We start from the raw sequence: 15,489 nt of genomic DNA, 5'->3' as shown, positions 1-15,489 counted from the left end.
AAGCTCGGCCGATCAGGCCGGGCTTGGGATCGGTGCCGCCGCTTTCTCGTCGAGCATCGCGATCGAGGCGAGCGCCGTTGCGGTGTGCTTTTCGACGCCATCGGTGACGCAATATACGTCAGCCGCGACCACCGCGACCTGACGTCCCGGCTTGATCACCCGCGCGCGGCAGATCAGCCGCTCGCCCACCGCTGGCGACAACAGATTCAATTTATATTCCGCCGTGAGCGCCGGCTGGCCGCGTGACGTCGCAGCCGCGATGGTGGTCGCATTGTCGACCAGGAACGCCGTGACGCCGCCGTGGAACAGGCCGTGCTGCTGCAACAGCTCCGGCCGGCGGTCGACTGCAAGCGTGCACCCGCCGCGCGTCAGTTCGGACAGTTCGGCGCCGATATGATTCATAAAACCCTGGCGGCCGACATTGTCGCGGATGCGTGTGGCGATCGGCGCGAACTCCGGATCGGTATTGGCGATCATGGGGTCTCTCCTGTTCTGTGGCCGGCATCAATGGCGACCACCGCACGGGTGGCGCAGGCGATCAGGGTGTCGGCGTGGTCCCTGGGATCGTCACGGTGGCGGCCCGACAACCAGGCGCGACAGAAAATCTGCGCAGGCCCGATGATCTGGCTGAAGAACAAGATCGCCGTCATCGGCAGCAATTCGCCGCGCGCGATCAGCGGCGCGCGCCAGCGCTCGACGGCCTCGGCGAGACGCGAATTCTGCGCGCGCTGCGCACCACGGATTTCTTCGGTCCATTCGCCGCGCGAAATCTCGAACAGATAGCGCGCCTCGCGCCGGTTGTTCACGACCCAGTCAAGATGCGCATGGATCAAGCGTGCCACGCCTTGCCGGGCGCCGCAGGGTTCGTCGATCCCAGCCAGTACTGCGGCATGGTAGCGGCCGAGGATTTCCAGGAACAGCGTGCCGGCCAGTTCCTTCTTCGATCCGAAGAAGTGGAAAAAGCTGCCGTTGGACGCGCGCGCGCGGGTTCGAATGGCAGCCACGGTTGCGCCCTCAAAGCCGTCGCGGTCGAACACCGCCAATCCCGCCGCCAGCAGATCCTCTCGTGCCGTGGTCACCACGCCAAACCTCGCCGGTTAGATCACTACTCTAGAGTATTACTCTAGCGGTGATTGAGCAAGTCCGCTCGCGAGCTTTCGTTCGCGAACGTTATAGGCGTGCGTTGTTGGAACGCGGCGTTACTGGGAAATGGGCGGTGCGGGCGGCCCCGCAGGCGCAACCGCCGGTGGAGGCGGCGCAGTTGCCGTCACCTCGGGCGGAGTGGCCGGCGCAGGTGCTGCGACGGGCGCCGACGGACTCGGGATGGCGGCCGGCTCTCTCGGGCTCGCGGCTGATTCTGATGTACCGCTGGGGGGCAGTGCGGCGGCCGCCGGCGCGGGCGTGACCGGCGGGACCGGATCAGGCCGCAGCGGCGTTGGTTCGCTGCCGCCGGTTTCCCTGGGCGCATCGACCTTGGCGGTCTCGGACTTGGCTGATTCAGGCTTCCCTGCTTCAGATTTGCCCGTTTCAGATTTGCCTGTTTCAGACTTGCCTGTTTCAGACTTGCTCGAGTCAGAGGTTCCGTCGCCGGCCGGCTTGGGGGCTTCAGGCTTTTCGCCGGGATCCACCTTGGCGGTTTCGCGCTTGGCTTCTTCCTTGGCCGCCTCGTCCGGTTTCGGCGGCTCTTCGGCAGGCTTGCCGCGCTTGCCGAGCTTCTGCTTGGCGCCCGTTTTGCTGTCGGTCGCGGTCTGCGGCGTCTGGCCATCGGCGGGCCTTGCGGCATCGGGCGGCTGGCCCGGCCGTCGCTTGCCGTCGCGTCCGGGGCCTTGCGGCGTGAGCCCGTCGGCGTCGGGCCGGGATGCCTCTTGCGTGGCGGCGGGATGTTGCCGGCGGCCGGGCTGATCCGGCCGGGCAGCCTCTTGCTTGGCGCCCTTTGCCGCATCGGTCTTCGGCTGATCCTTGCTCTGAAATCGTGCGTCGGCCGCGCCGTTCGAGATCAGGAACGAGGCCAGCACCCCGGCCATCTCGCTGCTGGTGGTGTAGTGCTGGCGCAGAAAGCCGGGCAGCGACGACGGCGACACGCTCTTCAAAAGGCCGCGAGGGCTCTTGTGGCAGGCGTTGCAGGTACCCGAGAAGATCTGGGAAGGGGTCTTGCCGGCCTCCAGGTTTTCAGCCCGGGCCGTGAGACAGCCAACCAGAAGCATCACCGTCGCCAGACTGAGCGCTCGGCTCAACATTCCCTGCTTCTCCAATTGGAATCGCTTCCAGCGTCGCGCAACACGGCCGACGGCGGTCACCTTTTAGCCGATTATCCTGCGAATGGAAGCTCACTTGTGACGCAACTGCGTGATCTCCACATTTGGGAATATCCGCTTTGACTACAACGCCCTAGCCCGTCGGGCTGATCACGATTATGATCTGGTTGACGCACATTGGAACCTTCGTTCCCGCCGTGCGTCGGTTGTAACGGGCCGGTCGTTCCATTGGTGCTTTGATGGATCGTTTGTTGCGTTATTTCCTGGGGCAGTTCATCCGACGCGGCACGATGACATTCACGGCCGCGAGCGGGACCACATTCACCTGCGGCGACGGCACCGGGCGGCCGGTATCGGCCCGGTTCCTGAGCCGGCGCACCGAACGGCGGATCCTCCTCAATCCCGAACTGGCGCTGGGCGAAGCCTACATGGACGGCACGTTCGTGGTCGAAAACGGTTCGATCGCAGACGCGCTGGCGATCCTGCTCGATCAGCCAGCCATGGTGCCGCAATGGGCTCGGCTGCAATGGTGGATGCGCTATCTCGCCCGACACATCAGTCAGTTCAACTGGCGCGGCCGGTCACGAAACAATGTCGCGCATCATTATGACCTCGACGGGCGGCTCTATTCGCTCTTCCTCGACGCCGACAAGCAATATAGCTGCGCCTATTTCGAGACGCCGGACGCCACGCTCGATGATGCCCAGTTGGCCAAGAAGCGCCACCTCGCCGCCAAGCTCCGAATCGGGCGCGGCGACCGCGTGCTCGACATCGGCTCGGGCTGGGGCGGGCTTGGGCTCTATCTGGCCGAGATGACCGGCGCCGATGTTACCGGCATTACGCTCTCGACCGAACAATTGCAGGTCGCGAACGCCCGCGCCGAAGAGAAAAAGCTGGGCCATCGGGCGAAATTCCTGCTCAGCGACTACCGCGACATTCCAGGTCCGTTCGACCGGATCGTGTCGGTCGGGATGTTCGAGCATGTCGGCGTCGGGTTTTATGAAACCTTCTTCAAGCGATGCGCCGAGCTGCTCAGCGACGACGGGATCATGGTGCTGCACTCGATCGGCCGCTCCACCGGCCCCGACGTGACCAGCCCCTGGACCACGAAGTATATTTTCCCGGGCGGCTACATCCCCGCGATGTCCGAAGTGACGCCGGCGATCGAGAGCTCCGGGCTTCTGGTCTGCGACACCGAGATTCTGCGGCTGCATTATGCGGAGACGCTGAAAGCCTGGCGCGAGCGTTTCATGGCGCGGCGCGAAGAGGCCGTGCGCCTTTACGATGAACGCTTTGCCCGAATGTGGGAATTCTATCTGGCCGCTTCGGAGATGTCGTTCCGCAAGCAGAACCTGATGAATTTCCAGATCCAGCTCACCAAGCGCCAGGGCGTGGTACCGATGACACGCGACTACATCACGCGCGAAGAGGCGCGGCTGCGCGGGATCGAATCCGGAAAGCAACCGCGGCTGCAAATCGCGGGCGAGTAGGCCAATTTTGAGCTGAATGTCTTAGTTTCGGAAGCTGTAGTCCGAGCCGTAGGCTACTCCGGCAGTTGCCGGGCGAGCGAGTTGCGCGCGCAGAGCGTCCAATACGTCGATATCGCAGGGCACGGCACGCGATTCCGGGCGCGAGACGAGTTCCATGGTGTCGATCAGCATCGACAACCAAGCGCGCTGGTCGCCTCCTGATCCCCATGTACCGAGCTGCTGACCCATCGTCTTGTCCTTGATCCCTGCTCTTAACCAACCCGAAAGCCTAAAATCCGTTCCCAAGTTCCTCGACCAGGATGCCGGCCAGAAACCCCCTCGGATGTGATCTGGTTCACAGAGTTTGCCGGCTGATTGCCGTAAAACTACTGAATGGCCCAGAAAACCTACTCAACCTCGCTCGTCCCTCGCGCCGATCTCATCGTCGATTACGCCTTGATCGCGACCGGCATCGGCTCGGCCTTGATCGCGTTGATCTTTCTCATCCTGGCTTGATCAATCGCTAACATCGCGGCCCGGATGACCTCCGCAGCCTGGTTAGGTCTGTCCAACTGGCGAGAAGGTTCAGGCGGCCCTAACAGCTTTCCAAACATTTTCGTGAATGCGGCGGTACCGAGCGGCCGTCGCACGGCTTTGGCCAAAATCCGTCAAGTGCAACGCCGCCACGGCCGACGGGGATTCACATCTCGCTTGTGTGAATCGGGCATAAGGCATGTAGGTACTTCCGCTCGGCACAAGGGGAGCGCTTTATCGCCACCCCAAATCCGGCATCCCAAATACCGACCCAAATCCGAAGAACAATTCCGAGCATGGCGCTGACTGATTCGAACGTTCTGAAACTTGCCCCCGACGCGGGAACTCCGGCCTATCGGAGTGCGCCGCACAATATCGAAGCCGAACAGAGTCTGCTGGGCGCGATCCTGGTGAACAACGACGCGTTCTACCGGGTTTCGGACTTCCTCGAGCCAAAACACTTCTTCGAACCGATCCATCAGGCGATCTACGAGACCGCCAGCAGCCTGATCCGGATGGGCAAGGTTGCGACGCCCGTCACGTTGAAAACCTTCCTGCCTGCCGAGACCGACATTGGCGGCATGACGGTTGGGCAATACCTCGCCCGTGTCGCGGCCGAGGCCACCACGATCATCAACGCGCAGGACTACGGCCGAACGATCTATGACATGTCTCTGCGCCGCGATCTGATCCGGATCGGCGAGGACATGGTCAACGTCGCGTTCGACGCGCCGGTGGATTTTGCCCCGCGCGCGCAGATCGAGGACGCCGAACGCCAGCTTTACGAGCTGGCGGAGTCCGGCCGCTACGACGGCGGCTTCCAGCGTTTCGCGCAGGCGATGAAGACCGCGCTCGATATGGCGGCCAACGCCTATCAGCGCGACGGAAAATTGTCCGGCATTTCAACCGGCCTCCGCGATCTCGACTCCAAGATGGGCGGCCTGCAGCGGTCGGACTTGATCATCGTCGCCGGACGTCCCGGCATGGGCAAGACCGCGCTTGCCACCAATATCGCCTATAACATCGCCGAGGCGTACCAGCCGGAAGTCCAGGCCGACGGCACCATGAAGGCGGTCAATGGCGGCGTTGTCGGCTTCTTCTCCTGCGAAATGTCCGCGGAGCAGCTCGCCACGCGTATTCTGGCCGAGCAAACCGGCATTGCGTCCAGCATGATCCGCCGCGGCGGGATCAAACAGGACGAATTCGACAGGATCCGCGACTACACCATCAAGCTCGAGCACTTGCCGCTGTTCGTCGACGAAACCGGCGGCCTTTCGATCTCGCAATTGACGGCCCGCGCGCGGCGGCTGAAGCGGCAGAAGGGCCTCGACATCATCGTGGTCGACTACATCCAGCTGCTGCAGGGCTCCGGCAAGAAAGGCAATGACAACCGCGTCCAGGAAGTCACCGAGATCACCACCAGCCTGAAGGCGCTAGCCAAGGAGCTCAATATCCCCGTGATCGCGCTGTCGCAGCTGTCGCGCCAGGTCGAAAGCCGCGACGACAAGCACCCGCAATTGGCGGACTTGCGCGAATCCGGCTCGATCGAACAGGACGCCGACGTCGTGATCTTCGTGTACCGCGAAGAATACTATCTGCAGAACAAGGAACCCAAAATCGGTACGCCCGAGCACGAGAAATGGAAGCTCGACATGGAGCTCGCTCACGGCAAGGCCGAGGTGATCATTGCCAAGCAGCGCCACGGACCGACGGGTACGGTCCAACTGCAATTCGAAGGGCAGTTCACGCGGTTCAGCGATTTCGCCGAAGGGGATCTACCCTACCGCGGGCCCTAAGCGCGGTTTCCAGCGAAGCATCGGACTTGATCCGGGATGCTGCCAGGTTCGCGCGAAGAAAACACGTCAAAACAAGAATCCAGAGCGCGATCGGTTCTGATCAATCAGGACCGACCAGCGCCCCAGTCCTGCCTTCTGCGCGGTTGAACCATGGCGTTCGCCCGCGTAAAATGCGGCATGAACATCGCATCCGACCCCAAATCCATCCCCACCAGCACCCTGCTCTCGCCCGAGGCGAACCAGGCCGCCGCGCTGGCGAGCGCCACCGGCGTGCTGACCGTCGATCTCGACGCCATCGTCGCCAACTGGCGTAAGCTCGAAAAGACCGCCGTGCCGGCCGAATGCGCCGGCGTGGTGAAAGCGGACGCCTATGGCTGTGGCGCCGAACAGGTCGGGCGCGCACTGGCCAACGCCGGCTGCAAGACGTTTTTCGTCGCAACCCTGGATGAAGCGCGCGTGCTCCGCGCGGCTCTTCCTACCGCAACGATCTATACGCTCGACGGCTTCTTTCAGAACACCGGCGACGCCTACGCCAAGCTCGATTGCAAGCCCGTGATCGGCGATCTCAACGAACTCGCCGAATGGGACGTGTTCTGCCGCCGTTCCGGCTGGTCCGGGGGGGCGGCCATTCACATCGACACCGGCATGAACCGGCTCGGCCTGACCGTGACCGAGGCGCAAGGCATCATCCCGCGCATCAATGCCGGCGATCACGGCATCACGCTTGTGATGAGCCACCTCGCCTCCGCCGAACTCCTCAACAACCCGCTCAACGCCAAGCAGCTCACGACCTTCCGCGAAATCGCGAGCCTTTTTGCCGGTGTGCCGGCGTCGCTGGCGAATTCTTCCGGCGTTTTCTTAGGTCCCCAGTTCCAGTTCGAACTGGTGCGGCCAGGCGCCGCCGTCTACGGCATCAACCCGACACCGGAAGCCGACAATCCGATGCAACCGGTCGTCGAATTGAAGGCCCGCATCGTGCAGATCCGCAATCTGGAAAAGGGCGAGACCGTCGGTTATGGCGGCACCTGGACCGCGCGGCGGCCGACGCGGGTCGCGATCGTCTCCGCAGGCTATGCCGACGGATATTTCCGCGCCGCCAGTTCGAATGACGGCAGCCGCGGCGCCGAGGTGGTGGTGGCCGGCAAGCGCTGCCCGATCGCGGGTCGCGTCTCGATGGACCTGATGGCGGTCGATGTCACCGATCTGGAAAAGAACGCGGTGCGGCGTGGCCACATGGTGACGCTGCTCGGCGAAGGCATCACGGTCGATGAACTAGCCCACCATTTCGGTACCATCGGCTATGAAGTGCTGACCAGCCTCGGCAAGCGTTACGCGCGAGTTTACAAGGGCGGCGACGCAAAGGCCGAGCCGCTGGCGGTAACCGCGCCGCCCGTGCCGCCGGCAATCGAACCAGTGCCGGCGACCGCTGAACCCGCCGCCGCGCCAGCTCAGGCCCCGCCCCCGCTGCCGACCTGACAATTCCTGTCAGGCATGAAGATCGCGACCTTCAACATCAACAACGTCAATCGCCGCCTGCCCAATCTGCTGCGCTGGCTGCGTTCGGCAAAACCCGATGTCGTGGCGTTGCAGGAGTTGAAATCGACCGACTCCGATTTTCCGGCTGCTGCAATCGAGAAGGCCGGCTATGGCGCGGTGTGGCGCGGCCAGAAGACCTGGAACGGCGTCGCGATCCTGGCGCGCAACGCCGAGCCCGTGCTGACGCGGACCGCCCTGCCCGGCGGCCCCGGGGATAACGAGGCGCGCTACATCGAAGCCGCCGTCAATGGCATCATCGTCACCAGTCTCTACCTGCCGAACGGCAATCCGCAGCCCGGGCCAAAATTCGACTACAAGCTCGACTGGTTCAAACGGTTGCGCTCGCATGCCGCGAAATTCATCAAGCAGGACATCCCCGTGGTGCTGGCCGGCGACTACAACGTCGCGCCGACCGAACTGGATATCTATCCGACCAGATCCTGGGACAGGGACGCGCTGATCCAGCCGAAAAGCCGCGCGGCGTTCAAGACGCTGACGGCGCAAGGCTGGACCGACGCAATCCGTACCCTGCACCCGTCAAGCCAGATGTTCACGTTCTGGGACTACAAGCGCAACCGCTGGCCACGCGACGCCGGGCTGCGGCTCGATCATCTCCTGCTGAGCCCCGTGCTCGCGCCGCGCTTGATGAAAGCCGGAGTCGACCGCAAGATCCGCGGCGAGGAAGGCGCCAGCGATCACGCGCCGGCGTGGATCGTGTTGAAGTAGTAGGGTCCAGAAACAAAACTGCGAAAACAACCCCATGCAAAGAAAGGAACCTGCTGGGTTAGCTGCCGAATTTCCGGCGCAGCCAGCGGTCGCCAGCATTGGCCGCGAAAACCTTTTGACACGTCGGGCAAATCACCGGCACATATCCATCATCCCCCCATTCTGCAAAACGCCCTTTGGCCTGTCCGTCCAGCTCTGTGCGGCGCGATTGATGGCGGACGCATTGGGGGTAGCCCATCGCTCGCAATGTCCGCTATTCCCTGAACAGCGGACCTTTCGCGACGCTGCGGTCATGTCAGCTTTGTGCCATGAGCTGACGACCATACGCAACGGCAGCTATCCGTACACATCAGCCCGCTTGATCGATCTGGGTACGCTTGAGTTGCGACTACCTGAGCTGCTATCGTCGCTAATGTGGCTACTTCCAGAGTCGGGTCTCAATGGGAGGTGATCATGTCAGATCGTGATGCCAGCGAGCACACTGGTCCGAACGCAAGCCGCCCGGTAGTGGGCAAACTCGATAAAAACGACTTGCCGGAAGCTGCGCGGATTGTGCGTCTCGCCTTTGGGACTTTCATTGGGGCTCCGGACCCGGAGACGTTTTGGGCCGATCGGGATTACGTTTATGGCCGTCAGCGCGCGGCTCACGTAGCCTCATTCGGCGCGACACTGGATGGAAAATTTGTCGGCTCCAATTTTGCCACCAACTGGGGAAGCGTCGGCTTCTTAGGCCCATTGACCGTGCGTCCTGATGTCCAGGGGCAAGGTATCGCCGGAGCACTGCTTGCGAAGACCATGGAGCAATTCGAAACCTGGGGCACGCGGCATGTTGGGTTATTCACATTCTCGGATAGCGCAAAGCATATCGCTCTCTACCAAAAATACGGCTTTTACGCGCGTTTCCTCACAGCAATCATGTCGGCAAAAGCGGTGCGGCAAACGGCAGCCGGATGGTTGCGCTTCAGCGAGTTGAGCCAAGTGCAGCGAGAGGAGGCCCTCCAGTCGTGTCGGGACGTAGCTGAAACGATTTACCCGGGTCTCGACCTGTCCGGTGAGATAAGCGCGACGCATTCGCAGGGTTTAGGTGACATAGCTTTGGTTGAAGGTGCCCGTGGCATCGCGGCGTTCGCGGTGTGTCACTACGGGCCACGCAGCGAAGCCGGCGCGGACACCTGCTTCGTTAAATTCGGTGCGGTTCGCGACGGAGGATCGGCCGAACGCGACTATCTCCGGCTGCTCGATGCGTGTGAGGCTATGGCGGTCGCTGCCGGCATGTCGAACTTGTTGGCTGGTGCGAACATGGCGCGCCATGAAGCCTATCAGCATCTCGTCGCCCGCGAATTTCGCAGCGAGATTCTGGGCGTGACCATGCACAGACAGAACGATCCGGGCTATTGCCGCCCGGGCGCCTACATCATCGACGATTGGCGATAACATCCAATAGACTTGACTTCCGGAATGGGTCATTCGCGTCGGTTTGATCGGATCACGGCGACTTCCGGTCTACCCCGATGAACGGACATTCTCGGGATAGGCAGGCATGTCTCAAAGATGCCAAACGCGGACATTCCACCGCGCTATGCTTAGGCTCGCCTTACGGGCGGCCAGCCACGTCCAGTTGATAGTTCACATCCAGCGCAACACGCTTTTTGTGTGGAGCGTCAGGATGCCAACCGACGACTGCGAACATCACGAAGAAGCCCACAATATACGCCACCACGACAGACCAGCCGTGCCGCAGCCACAAGCCGACCGACTTGGCCTCCGGATACATATTGGCGATCGCGACGCCCGCCGACGAACCGAACCAGATCATCGAACCGCCAAAGCCCACGCTATATGCAAGGAAACCCCAGTCGTAGCCACCCTGCTTCAGCGCAAGCGCCGTCAACGGGATGTTGTCGAACACGGAAGACAGGAAGCCGAGCCCCAACGCGGTTTGCCACGAGGCGACAGGCAATTCCTCTACCGGCATGAAGGACGCATTGGTGACAAGGGCCAAAAGGAAGACCGTGCCCTTGAACGTTTCCGGCATGATAGCCCAATCCGGCCGACGCAGCGGCGCGGCTGCGAGAATGACGATCCACACCGCAAGCCCTATCACGGGGACGGCATCGAGCATCGCCGGAAATTTCAGATTGGCGATGACGTTGGCCGAAACAGCGATGATCAGGATTGCAGCGACAATTCCCACGTAGGTCCAATCGATGTGCAGGCCACGCTGCGCATCCTTCTCTATGGGGGAATGGCGATGTTGTGCGAGCGAAGCCGGTATTCCGTAGATCAGGAAGCCAGCGATGGCTGCAACGTATGCCTCCACGACGCGCAGCGGGCTAATGCCGTCGATCCACATCATGGTGGTGGTGGTATCACCAACGACGCTGCCTGCGCCTCCGGCATTGGCGGCCGCGACGATGGCGGCAAGGTAACCGATATGCACTTTGCCCTTGAATACGTGCCGCGCCATAGTGCCACCGATCAAAGCAGCGGCGATGTTGTCGAGGAAACCCGACATCACGAATACGATCGCCAGCAGGATCAGGCCGCCGCTCCAGCCGTTTGGCAGCAACGCCGGCATCGCGTCGGGGATTCGGCTGTTCTCGAAATGCCGCGACAGGATAGCGAACCCCATCAGCAGTAGAAACAGATTGGCAAGAACAACCCATTCGTGATGCAGCTGGAACATGAAGCCGGTCAGACCCTCGCCATGCCGGAAGCCGGTAAACAGCAGCTTGTAAAGCGTAACGGCCACGAGCCCGGTCAACGCCACCTCAAGTGTCCAGCGGTGGAACACCGCGACGCCTAGCAGCGTCAGGCCGAAAAGAATGAAATCAACGGGGATGCTGAACAGGTAGACGGGCTGGGCAGAGTACGCGCCCATTGCGGATGCTGCCGCGACCGGATTTGCGAACAGGATGCCTAGGAGGAGCACCACAGCGGCGAGAAGCAGCAGCGGTGGCACATTGACGGCCCTCCCGGCGAGGTATTGGGCACGGAGGATTTCTTCGTCTGATCTTCGACAGGTCATGGGGCGCACGCTCTCCGCGTGGCGGCCCGACCATCGCTTGACCTGTCACTGCCACCTGCAGCGAGCACCCGACTGCCGTTCTACACGCCACCCAAAAGAAAGCAATGTGTGCCCGAGGCCTTATGTCCGCTTTGGGTCAATCGCGTCGGTTTGACGGTCGGCCAGCCACTTCCGGTCTACCGCCGTCAACGGACGTCGCCAGATCGGCCGGGCTCTTCCGCTTCGTGCCAGAAGCCGACACTGCGCTCTGCCTCACTTGCTCCACTTTGCCCTCGAAAGGGAATATTGCAGACGACAGAACCGCTGGCGGATGCGCCTACCACTGCGGCCTAGTGAACTTGTGCTCTCAGCGCGTTCCATAGAGCAAACAGCTCGGCGGCCTCGGGCCGGCCACCGCTGAGCGCGGTCTGCACGAGAACAAGCTTCAGGTCTGGATCGACAAAGACAAATTGTCCGCGAAGGCCTTGCAGCGAAAAACGTCTGGTGTCTGCGGAATACCAGATTTGATAACCGTACTTCGCCAGCGGAAAATCCGTCGGAAGCGCATTGGCGGCCGATGCCGCCAGCCAGTCCTCGGGGACGACGGTCTTGCCCTGCCAATTGCCGCGATTGGCCAGCATCAGGCCGAGACGCGCCCAGTCGCGCAGCACCGCATTGACATAGGCAAACGTGATTTCCTGCCCGGTCGCATCGATGATCCACGTCGCATCGGCTTCCGCTCCCAGCGGCTGCCAGAGCTTTTCGGCGGCATAGTCGGATACTGTTCGCTTCGTGGCGGCCGCGAGCACAAGGCCGAGCACCAGCGATTCAGCCGACGAGTAGGAGAAACGCGCCCCCGGCAGGGAACGGCGGGTGTTGAACTGCATCACCGCAGCGAGGCTGCCGGCAGAGTCCTGCTCAACGGTCATGCGGGCCAGTTTGTTGATGTCGCTGGACCGGATGTCGTAGTCTTCCGAGAAGGCGACGCCTGAGGCCATCAGCAGCAGCGCCTTGATCGGCGTACGGCCGTATTCGGTGTCCTTCAAACCAGGGACATAGGTTTCCGCCAGATCATCGACGGACCGGATGGCCCCCTCCTTCACGGCGATGCCGATCAGCAGCGCAACCACGGTCTTCGCCATGGAAAAGGATGCCAGGCGGTCCGTATCGGTGCGTCCGTACTGGTAACGCTCGACCAGGATCGTATTGTCTTTCGCGATCAAGAGGCCAGTGACCGGTTGACGATTGAGGTAGTCGTCGAGCGTCAGGTCGAGCCCGGCAAAGCCATAGCGAATAGCAGGCTCGCCCGCTACGCGTGCCAGCGGGGCCGGCTGCTTCGGGGCAGCGATGGTGCGCGCAGGAAACAGCGTGTCGTAGCGGCTCAGCGCACCGACGCGGCAGCGCGTTTCGTGAACATAGGCAATTCCCGTGCAGCTCGGGTACCCCTCCTTGCGGCCGAACTCGTCCGCATTCGGCCCGTCGGCACGAAAGCGGGGACCGGCCCCTTGTGAGGCCGGTGCTGCCTGGGCGAAGGCTCGATGCGAATTCAGTGTGAGCGCATCCAGCATGAAAGGGAATGCCGCTGCGCAGGCGACGCAAAGCAGCCGTGTGAAGCCGCGTCCGGTCATTGAGAAAGCACCCAAGCTATTGCAACTGTCGCTTGATCCTAGTTGACCCTGATACACTAGCCAATGTCCGCTTCGGGTCATTTTCAGAACTTGGCACTCGCGATGGCGATGACCGATCCAACATCGTGAATGGAAATCGTTCGATCAGCCGCGCTGGTTGGATAGGAGGACTAGTCTACCCGCCCAATCTCTTGTGCAGCATGACGCCGAGAATATTGGAGTAATCGTCGGTCCACAGCGCGCTCGACCGGTCCGGCTGCAGCGGCGTCCAGCTTGCGGCAACGCTGCCGATGGCGGCCGCATCGCGCGCCAGGACGACGAGGCGTGCATTGGCTTTCATCGTGGTCAGCAGATCGCCGGCGCTGGTGTCTTCCCGCAGGTAGGCGACAAGCCCAAGCGATTGCGCGACGTTACCCACAACAGGCGCGAGATCGAAGTAGCGGTTGGAGATATGCACCACGATCACACCATGCGGCGTGAGCTTTGAAAGATAACCCGCAACCGCTTCGCGCGTCAGCAGATGCACCGGAATCGCATCCGACGAGAACGCATCGAGCACGATCAGATCATAGCGGTCGGTTGATGCCTCCAGCGTCAGGCGCGCGTCGCCGGCGACAATAGGCGCATCGGGGGCGCATTTCGACAGGAACTCGAAGCGGCGCGGATCGCGCGCGATCCGGATCACCTCGGGATCGATCTCGAAGAAGGTCCAGCGCTCCCTGCCCTTGCGATGACAAGCCAGGGTGCCGGTACCGAGGCCCACGACGGCCACATGGTCGAGGCTGCCCCGCACAGCACGGGCGGCGCCGATGGCTTCCGCGTACGGACCGCCCGGATAGTAATAGGTCTGTGGCAAGAGCGGGCCGGTGACCGGCGTGCCATCATCGTTGCGCAACCGCTGCGCGCCATGAATGGTGGTGCCGTGATAGAGCAAGCGGGCACTGCCGCCGTTGATCTCCGCGACCTTGTGGACGCCAAAGAAACTGCGCGCGGTTTCGATCGGCGCAATGCCGGGCCGCCACAGGGCGGTCACCGCAAAACTCAGGATCACGAGCCCGACGAAGCGCATCGGCCGTTGCCGCTGAAAAAGCATCGCCGCTGCCAGCAGCGCCAGCAGGACCTGGAAAGCCAGTTCCAATGTTGCCGGCGGCTGATAGCGCGTGACGTACCAGACCAGCGCCAGCGCTGCGCTGATTGCAAGCCATGGCAACGCGCCGGTCAGCGCCTTGCGGAAGCCTCCGGTAAAAATGCCGGGCGTGCACAACAGCGCGAGCGCGATCAGGATCGGATATTCGTAGTTGCCATTGAAGATCTGCGGCGCGACGAGCCCCGCAAAGGCGCCACCGATCACCCCGCCAAGGGACGTGCAGAGATAGAACTCCGTCAACCGTCGCGGGCTCGGCCGCCGCGCGTAAAGTTCGCCGTGGCACATCAGCGTCAGCAGCGCGAAGACGACGAGGTTGAGGGCTATGGTCGTCAGCCAGAACACCTTCTCACCGCCGATCAGGCTGACCGCGAGCGGCGCCACCGCGAACGGAACGAAGCGCACCACATTGGCGTGGGCGATCCATGGCCGCTCGCGGAACACGGCGACGAAAGTCAGCAGGTAGATCGCAAGCGGCACCACCCACAGGAATGGTGCGGCGGCAATATCGGTCGTCAGGTAGGCAGTGACCGCGATGACGAGCCCCGATGGCACGGCGGCGAGAGCGATCCACCGCATCCGTTCGCCGGTACTTCCGCGGATATCGTTGGAAACCTCGACCTTTGCGGCGACAGGCTTCGCGCGCGACGTCAACACCGCGACCAGGCTCAGGAGCATGGCGAGCAGCGCAAAGCCGATCGACCACGCCGCAGCTTGCGTCTTTAAAGTGAGAAACGGTTCGATGACGACGGGATAGGCGAACAGTGCCGCGAACGAACCGAGGTTGGACGCGGCGTAGAGAACGTAGGGATTGCCGGCCCGGCTGTGCCCGCTGCCTGCGAACCAGCTTTGCAGCAGCGGCGCGCTGGCCGACAGCGTGAAGAATGGCAGGCCGATCGAGACCGCGAACAGGCCGAACAGCCAGAGCGCCGTCCCATCCGATGGCGGAACACCCCATCCAGGCGCGATCGCGATCGGCAGCATCGTCGCGGTGGCGCCGAGCAGCGCAAGGTGGAACATTGCAGCCCAACGCGGCGCAAGCACGCGGTTCAGCAGATGCGCGTAGGCATAGCCGCTGAGCAGCACGGTCTGGAAAAACACCATCGCCACCGACCACACCGCGGGCGCGCCGCCGAGTTTCGGCAACACCATCTTGGCGAACATCGGCTGGATCGAGAACAAGAGCAGCGCCGAGACGAACAGCGTCGCGACATACAGCAGCGGCGTCAGCCGGACCGCCATCGCCTGCCGATCGCAGTCGGGCGAAATCCGATCGGAAGCATTGAAAAGCGACATAGTCCCCCTGGCACACCGGCAATTTGTGGTTGCACCGTAGCCAATCAGTCCTGAGCAAAGTCTTAACCCGGCTGCCGGGAACCGCTGACATGCACCAT

The 15,489-nt window shown here is 62.5% G+C and carries 13 protein-coding genes; 6 read left to right on the top strand and 7 right to left on the bottom strand.

The window, feature by feature from the left end; genetic code table 11:
- Positions 1 to 12: 12 nt before the first annotated feature.
- The 3 genes from JQ641_RS04350 to JQ641_RS04340 all read right to left on the bottom strand — a co-directional run bounded on the left by JQ641_RS04350 (position 13) and on the right by JQ641_RS04340 (position 2,237).
- On the bottom strand, positions 13 to 477 hold the full coding sequence (locus JQ641_RS04350; protein ID WP_211994591.1) for a PaaI family thioesterase: 465 nt from the start codon (positions 475 to 477) through the stop codon (positions 13 to 15).
- The gene (locus tag JQ641_RS04345; protein WP_211994590.1) at positions 474 to 1,079 is read right to left on the bottom strand and encodes a TetR/AcrR family transcriptional regulator; all 606 of its coding nucleotides are present in this window, start codon (positions 1,077 to 1,079) and stop codon (positions 474 to 476) included. The genes JQ641_RS04350 and JQ641_RS04345 overlap by 4 nt, the downstream gene beginning before the upstream one ends.
- A gap of 120 nt (positions 1,080 to 1,199) precedes the next feature.
- Positions 1,200 to 2,237 (bottom strand): prolipoprotein diacylglyceryl transferase, encoded by a 1,038-nt coding sequence (locus JQ641_RS04340; protein WP_249150181.1) that lies wholly within the window; start codon positions 2,235 to 2,237, stop codon positions 1,200 to 1,202.
- Between the two features lie 257 nt (positions 2,238 to 2,494).
- On the opposite strand from JQ641_RS04340, the gene JQ641_RS04335 reads away from it, so the two are divergent.
- The gene (locus JQ641_RS04335; protein WP_211994589.1) at positions 2,495 to 3,745 is read left to right on the top strand and encodes a cyclopropane fatty acid synthase; all 1,251 of its coding nucleotides are present in this window, start codon (positions 2,495 to 2,497) and stop codon (positions 3,743 to 3,745) included.
- Positions 3,746 to 3,766: 21 nt separating this feature from the next.
- Here the strand turns inward: JQ641_RS04335 and JQ641_RS04330 are convergent, their stop codons facing one another.
- Complete coding sequence (locus JQ641_RS04330; RefSeq protein WP_211994588.1) at positions 3,767 to 3,973, bottom strand: transcriptional regulator; 207 nt, start codon at positions 3,971 to 3,973, stop codon at positions 3,767 to 3,769.
- Between the two features lie 144 nt (positions 3,974 to 4,117).
- Here JQ641_RS04330 and JQ641_RS38410 point away from each other — a divergent pair, with 144 nt between their 5' ends.
- The 5 genes from JQ641_RS38410 to JQ641_RS04310 all read left to right on the top strand — a co-directional run bounded on the left by JQ641_RS38410 (position 4,118) and on the right by JQ641_RS04310 (position 9,750).
- The gene (locus JQ641_RS38410) at positions 4,118 to 4,240 is read left to right on the top strand and encodes a hypothetical protein (RefSeq protein ID WP_283813416.1); all 123 of its coding nucleotides are present in this window, start codon (positions 4,118 to 4,120) and stop codon (positions 4,238 to 4,240) included.
- A 314-nt stretch (positions 4,241 to 4,554) separates the two neighbouring features.
- Positions 4,555 to 6,054 carry a replicative DNA helicase gene (locus tag JQ641_RS04325; protein ID WP_211994587.1) on the top strand — a complete coding sequence of 500 codons (1,500 nt, stop codon included), beginning with the start codon at positions 4,555 to 4,557 and terminating at the stop codon, positions 6,052 to 6,054.
- Positions 6,055 to 6,231: 177 nt separating this feature from the next.
- A complete protein-coding gene (gene alr / locus JQ641_RS04320; RefSeq protein ID WP_211994586.1) occupies positions 6,232 to 7,530 on the top strand; it encodes an alanine racemase in 1,299 nt (432 codons plus the stop codon).
- Positions 7,531 to 7,545: 15 nt separating this feature from the next.
- Positions 7,546 to 8,316: an exodeoxyribonuclease III gene (locus JQ641_RS04315; protein ID WP_211994585.1), complete on the top strand. Its 771-nt coding sequence runs from the start codon at positions 7,546 to 7,548 to the stop codon at positions 8,314 to 8,316.
- Between the two features lie 453 nt (positions 8,317 to 8,769).
- The gene (locus tag JQ641_RS04310; protein ID WP_211994584.1) at positions 8,770 to 9,750 is read left to right on the top strand and encodes a GNAT family N-acetyltransferase; all 981 of its coding nucleotides are present in this window, start codon (positions 8,770 to 8,772) and stop codon (positions 9,748 to 9,750) included.
- 160 nt (positions 9,751 to 9,910) lie between these two features.
- Here JQ641_RS04310 and JQ641_RS04305 read toward each other — a convergent pair whose 3' ends face one another.
- From JQ641_RS04305 to JQ641_RS04295, 3 genes are all read right to left on the bottom strand, one after another.
- On the bottom strand, positions 9,911 to 11,197 hold the full coding sequence (locus JQ641_RS04305; RefSeq protein ID WP_211994703.1) for a citrate transporter: 1,287 nt from the start codon (positions 11,195 to 11,197) through the stop codon (positions 9,911 to 9,913).
- Positions 11,198 to 11,673: 476 nt separating this feature from the next.
- On the bottom strand, positions 11,674 to 12,951 hold the full coding sequence (locus JQ641_RS04300) for a serine hydrolase domain-containing protein (protein WP_211994583.1): 1,278 nt from the start codon (positions 12,949 to 12,951) through the stop codon (positions 11,674 to 11,676).
- A gap of 175 nt (positions 12,952 to 13,126) precedes the next feature.
- Entirely contained in the window at positions 13,127 to 15,391 is a 2,265-nt protein-coding gene (locus JQ641_RS04295) for a fused MFS/spermidine synthase (RefSeq protein WP_211994582.1), read from the bottom strand.
- Positions 15,392 to 15,489 lie beyond the last annotated feature (98 nt).

The sequence above is a fragment of the Bradyrhizobium sp. JYMT SZCCT0180 genome (assembly GCF_018130165.1).
Classification (GTDB): Bacteria; Pseudomonadota; Alphaproteobacteria; order Rhizobiales; family Xanthobacteraceae; genus Bradyrhizobium.
The sequence above is the reverse complement of the archived record's forward strand: the minus strand, read 5'-3'. Positions and strand labels throughout refer to the sequence as shown.

What these genes read in the sequence shown, in the direction of transcription:
- JQ641_RS04350 (WP_211994591.1), bottom strand. Translation starts at nt 477, where the DNA reads ATGATCGCCAATACCGATCCGGAGTTCGCGCCGATCGCCACACGCATC.
- JQ641_RS04340 (WP_249150181.1), bottom strand. Translation starts at nt 2,237, where the DNA reads ATGTTGAGCCGAGCGCTCAGTCTGGCGACGGTGATGCTTCTGGTTGGC.
- JQ641_RS04335 (WP_211994589.1), top strand. Translation starts at nt 2,495, where the DNA reads ATGGATCGTTTGTTGCGTTATTTCCTGGGGCAGTTCATCCGACGCGGC.
- JQ641_RS04330 (WP_211994588.1), bottom strand. Translation starts at nt 3,973, where the DNA reads ATGGGTCAGCAGCTCGGTACATGGGGATCAGGAGGCGACCAGCGCGCT.
- JQ641_RS38410 (WP_283813416.1), top strand. Translation starts at nt 4,118, where the DNA reads ATGGCCCAGAAAACCTACTCAACCTCGCTCGTCCCTCGCGCCGATCTC.
- JQ641_RS04325 (WP_211994587.1), top strand. Translation starts at nt 4,555, where the DNA reads ATGGCGCTGACTGATTCGAACGTTCTGAAACTTGCCCCCGACGCGGGA.
- alr (WP_211994586.1), top strand. Translation starts at nt 6,232, where the DNA reads ATGAACATCGCATCCGACCCCAAATCCATCCCCACCAGCACCCTGCTC.
- JQ641_RS04315 (WP_211994585.1), top strand. Translation starts at nt 7,546, where the DNA reads ATGAAGATCGCGACCTTCAACATCAACAACGTCAATCGCCGCCTGCCC.
- JQ641_RS04310 (WP_211994584.1), top strand. Translation starts at nt 8,770, where the DNA reads ATGTCAGATCGTGATGCCAGCGAGCACACTGGTCCGAACGCAAGCCGC.
- JQ641_RS04305 (WP_211994703.1), bottom strand. Translation starts at nt 11,197, where the DNA reads ATGGGCGCGTACTCTGCCCAGCCCGTCTACCTGTTCAGCATCCCCGTT.
- JQ641_RS04300 (WP_211994583.1), bottom strand. Translation starts at nt 12,951, where the DNA reads ATGACCGGACGCGGCTTCACACGGCTGCTTTGCGTCGCCTGCGCAGCG.
- JQ641_RS04295 (WP_211994582.1), bottom strand. Translation starts at nt 15,391, where the DNA reads ATGTCGCTTTTCAATGCTTCCGATCGGATTTCGCCCGACTGCGATCGG.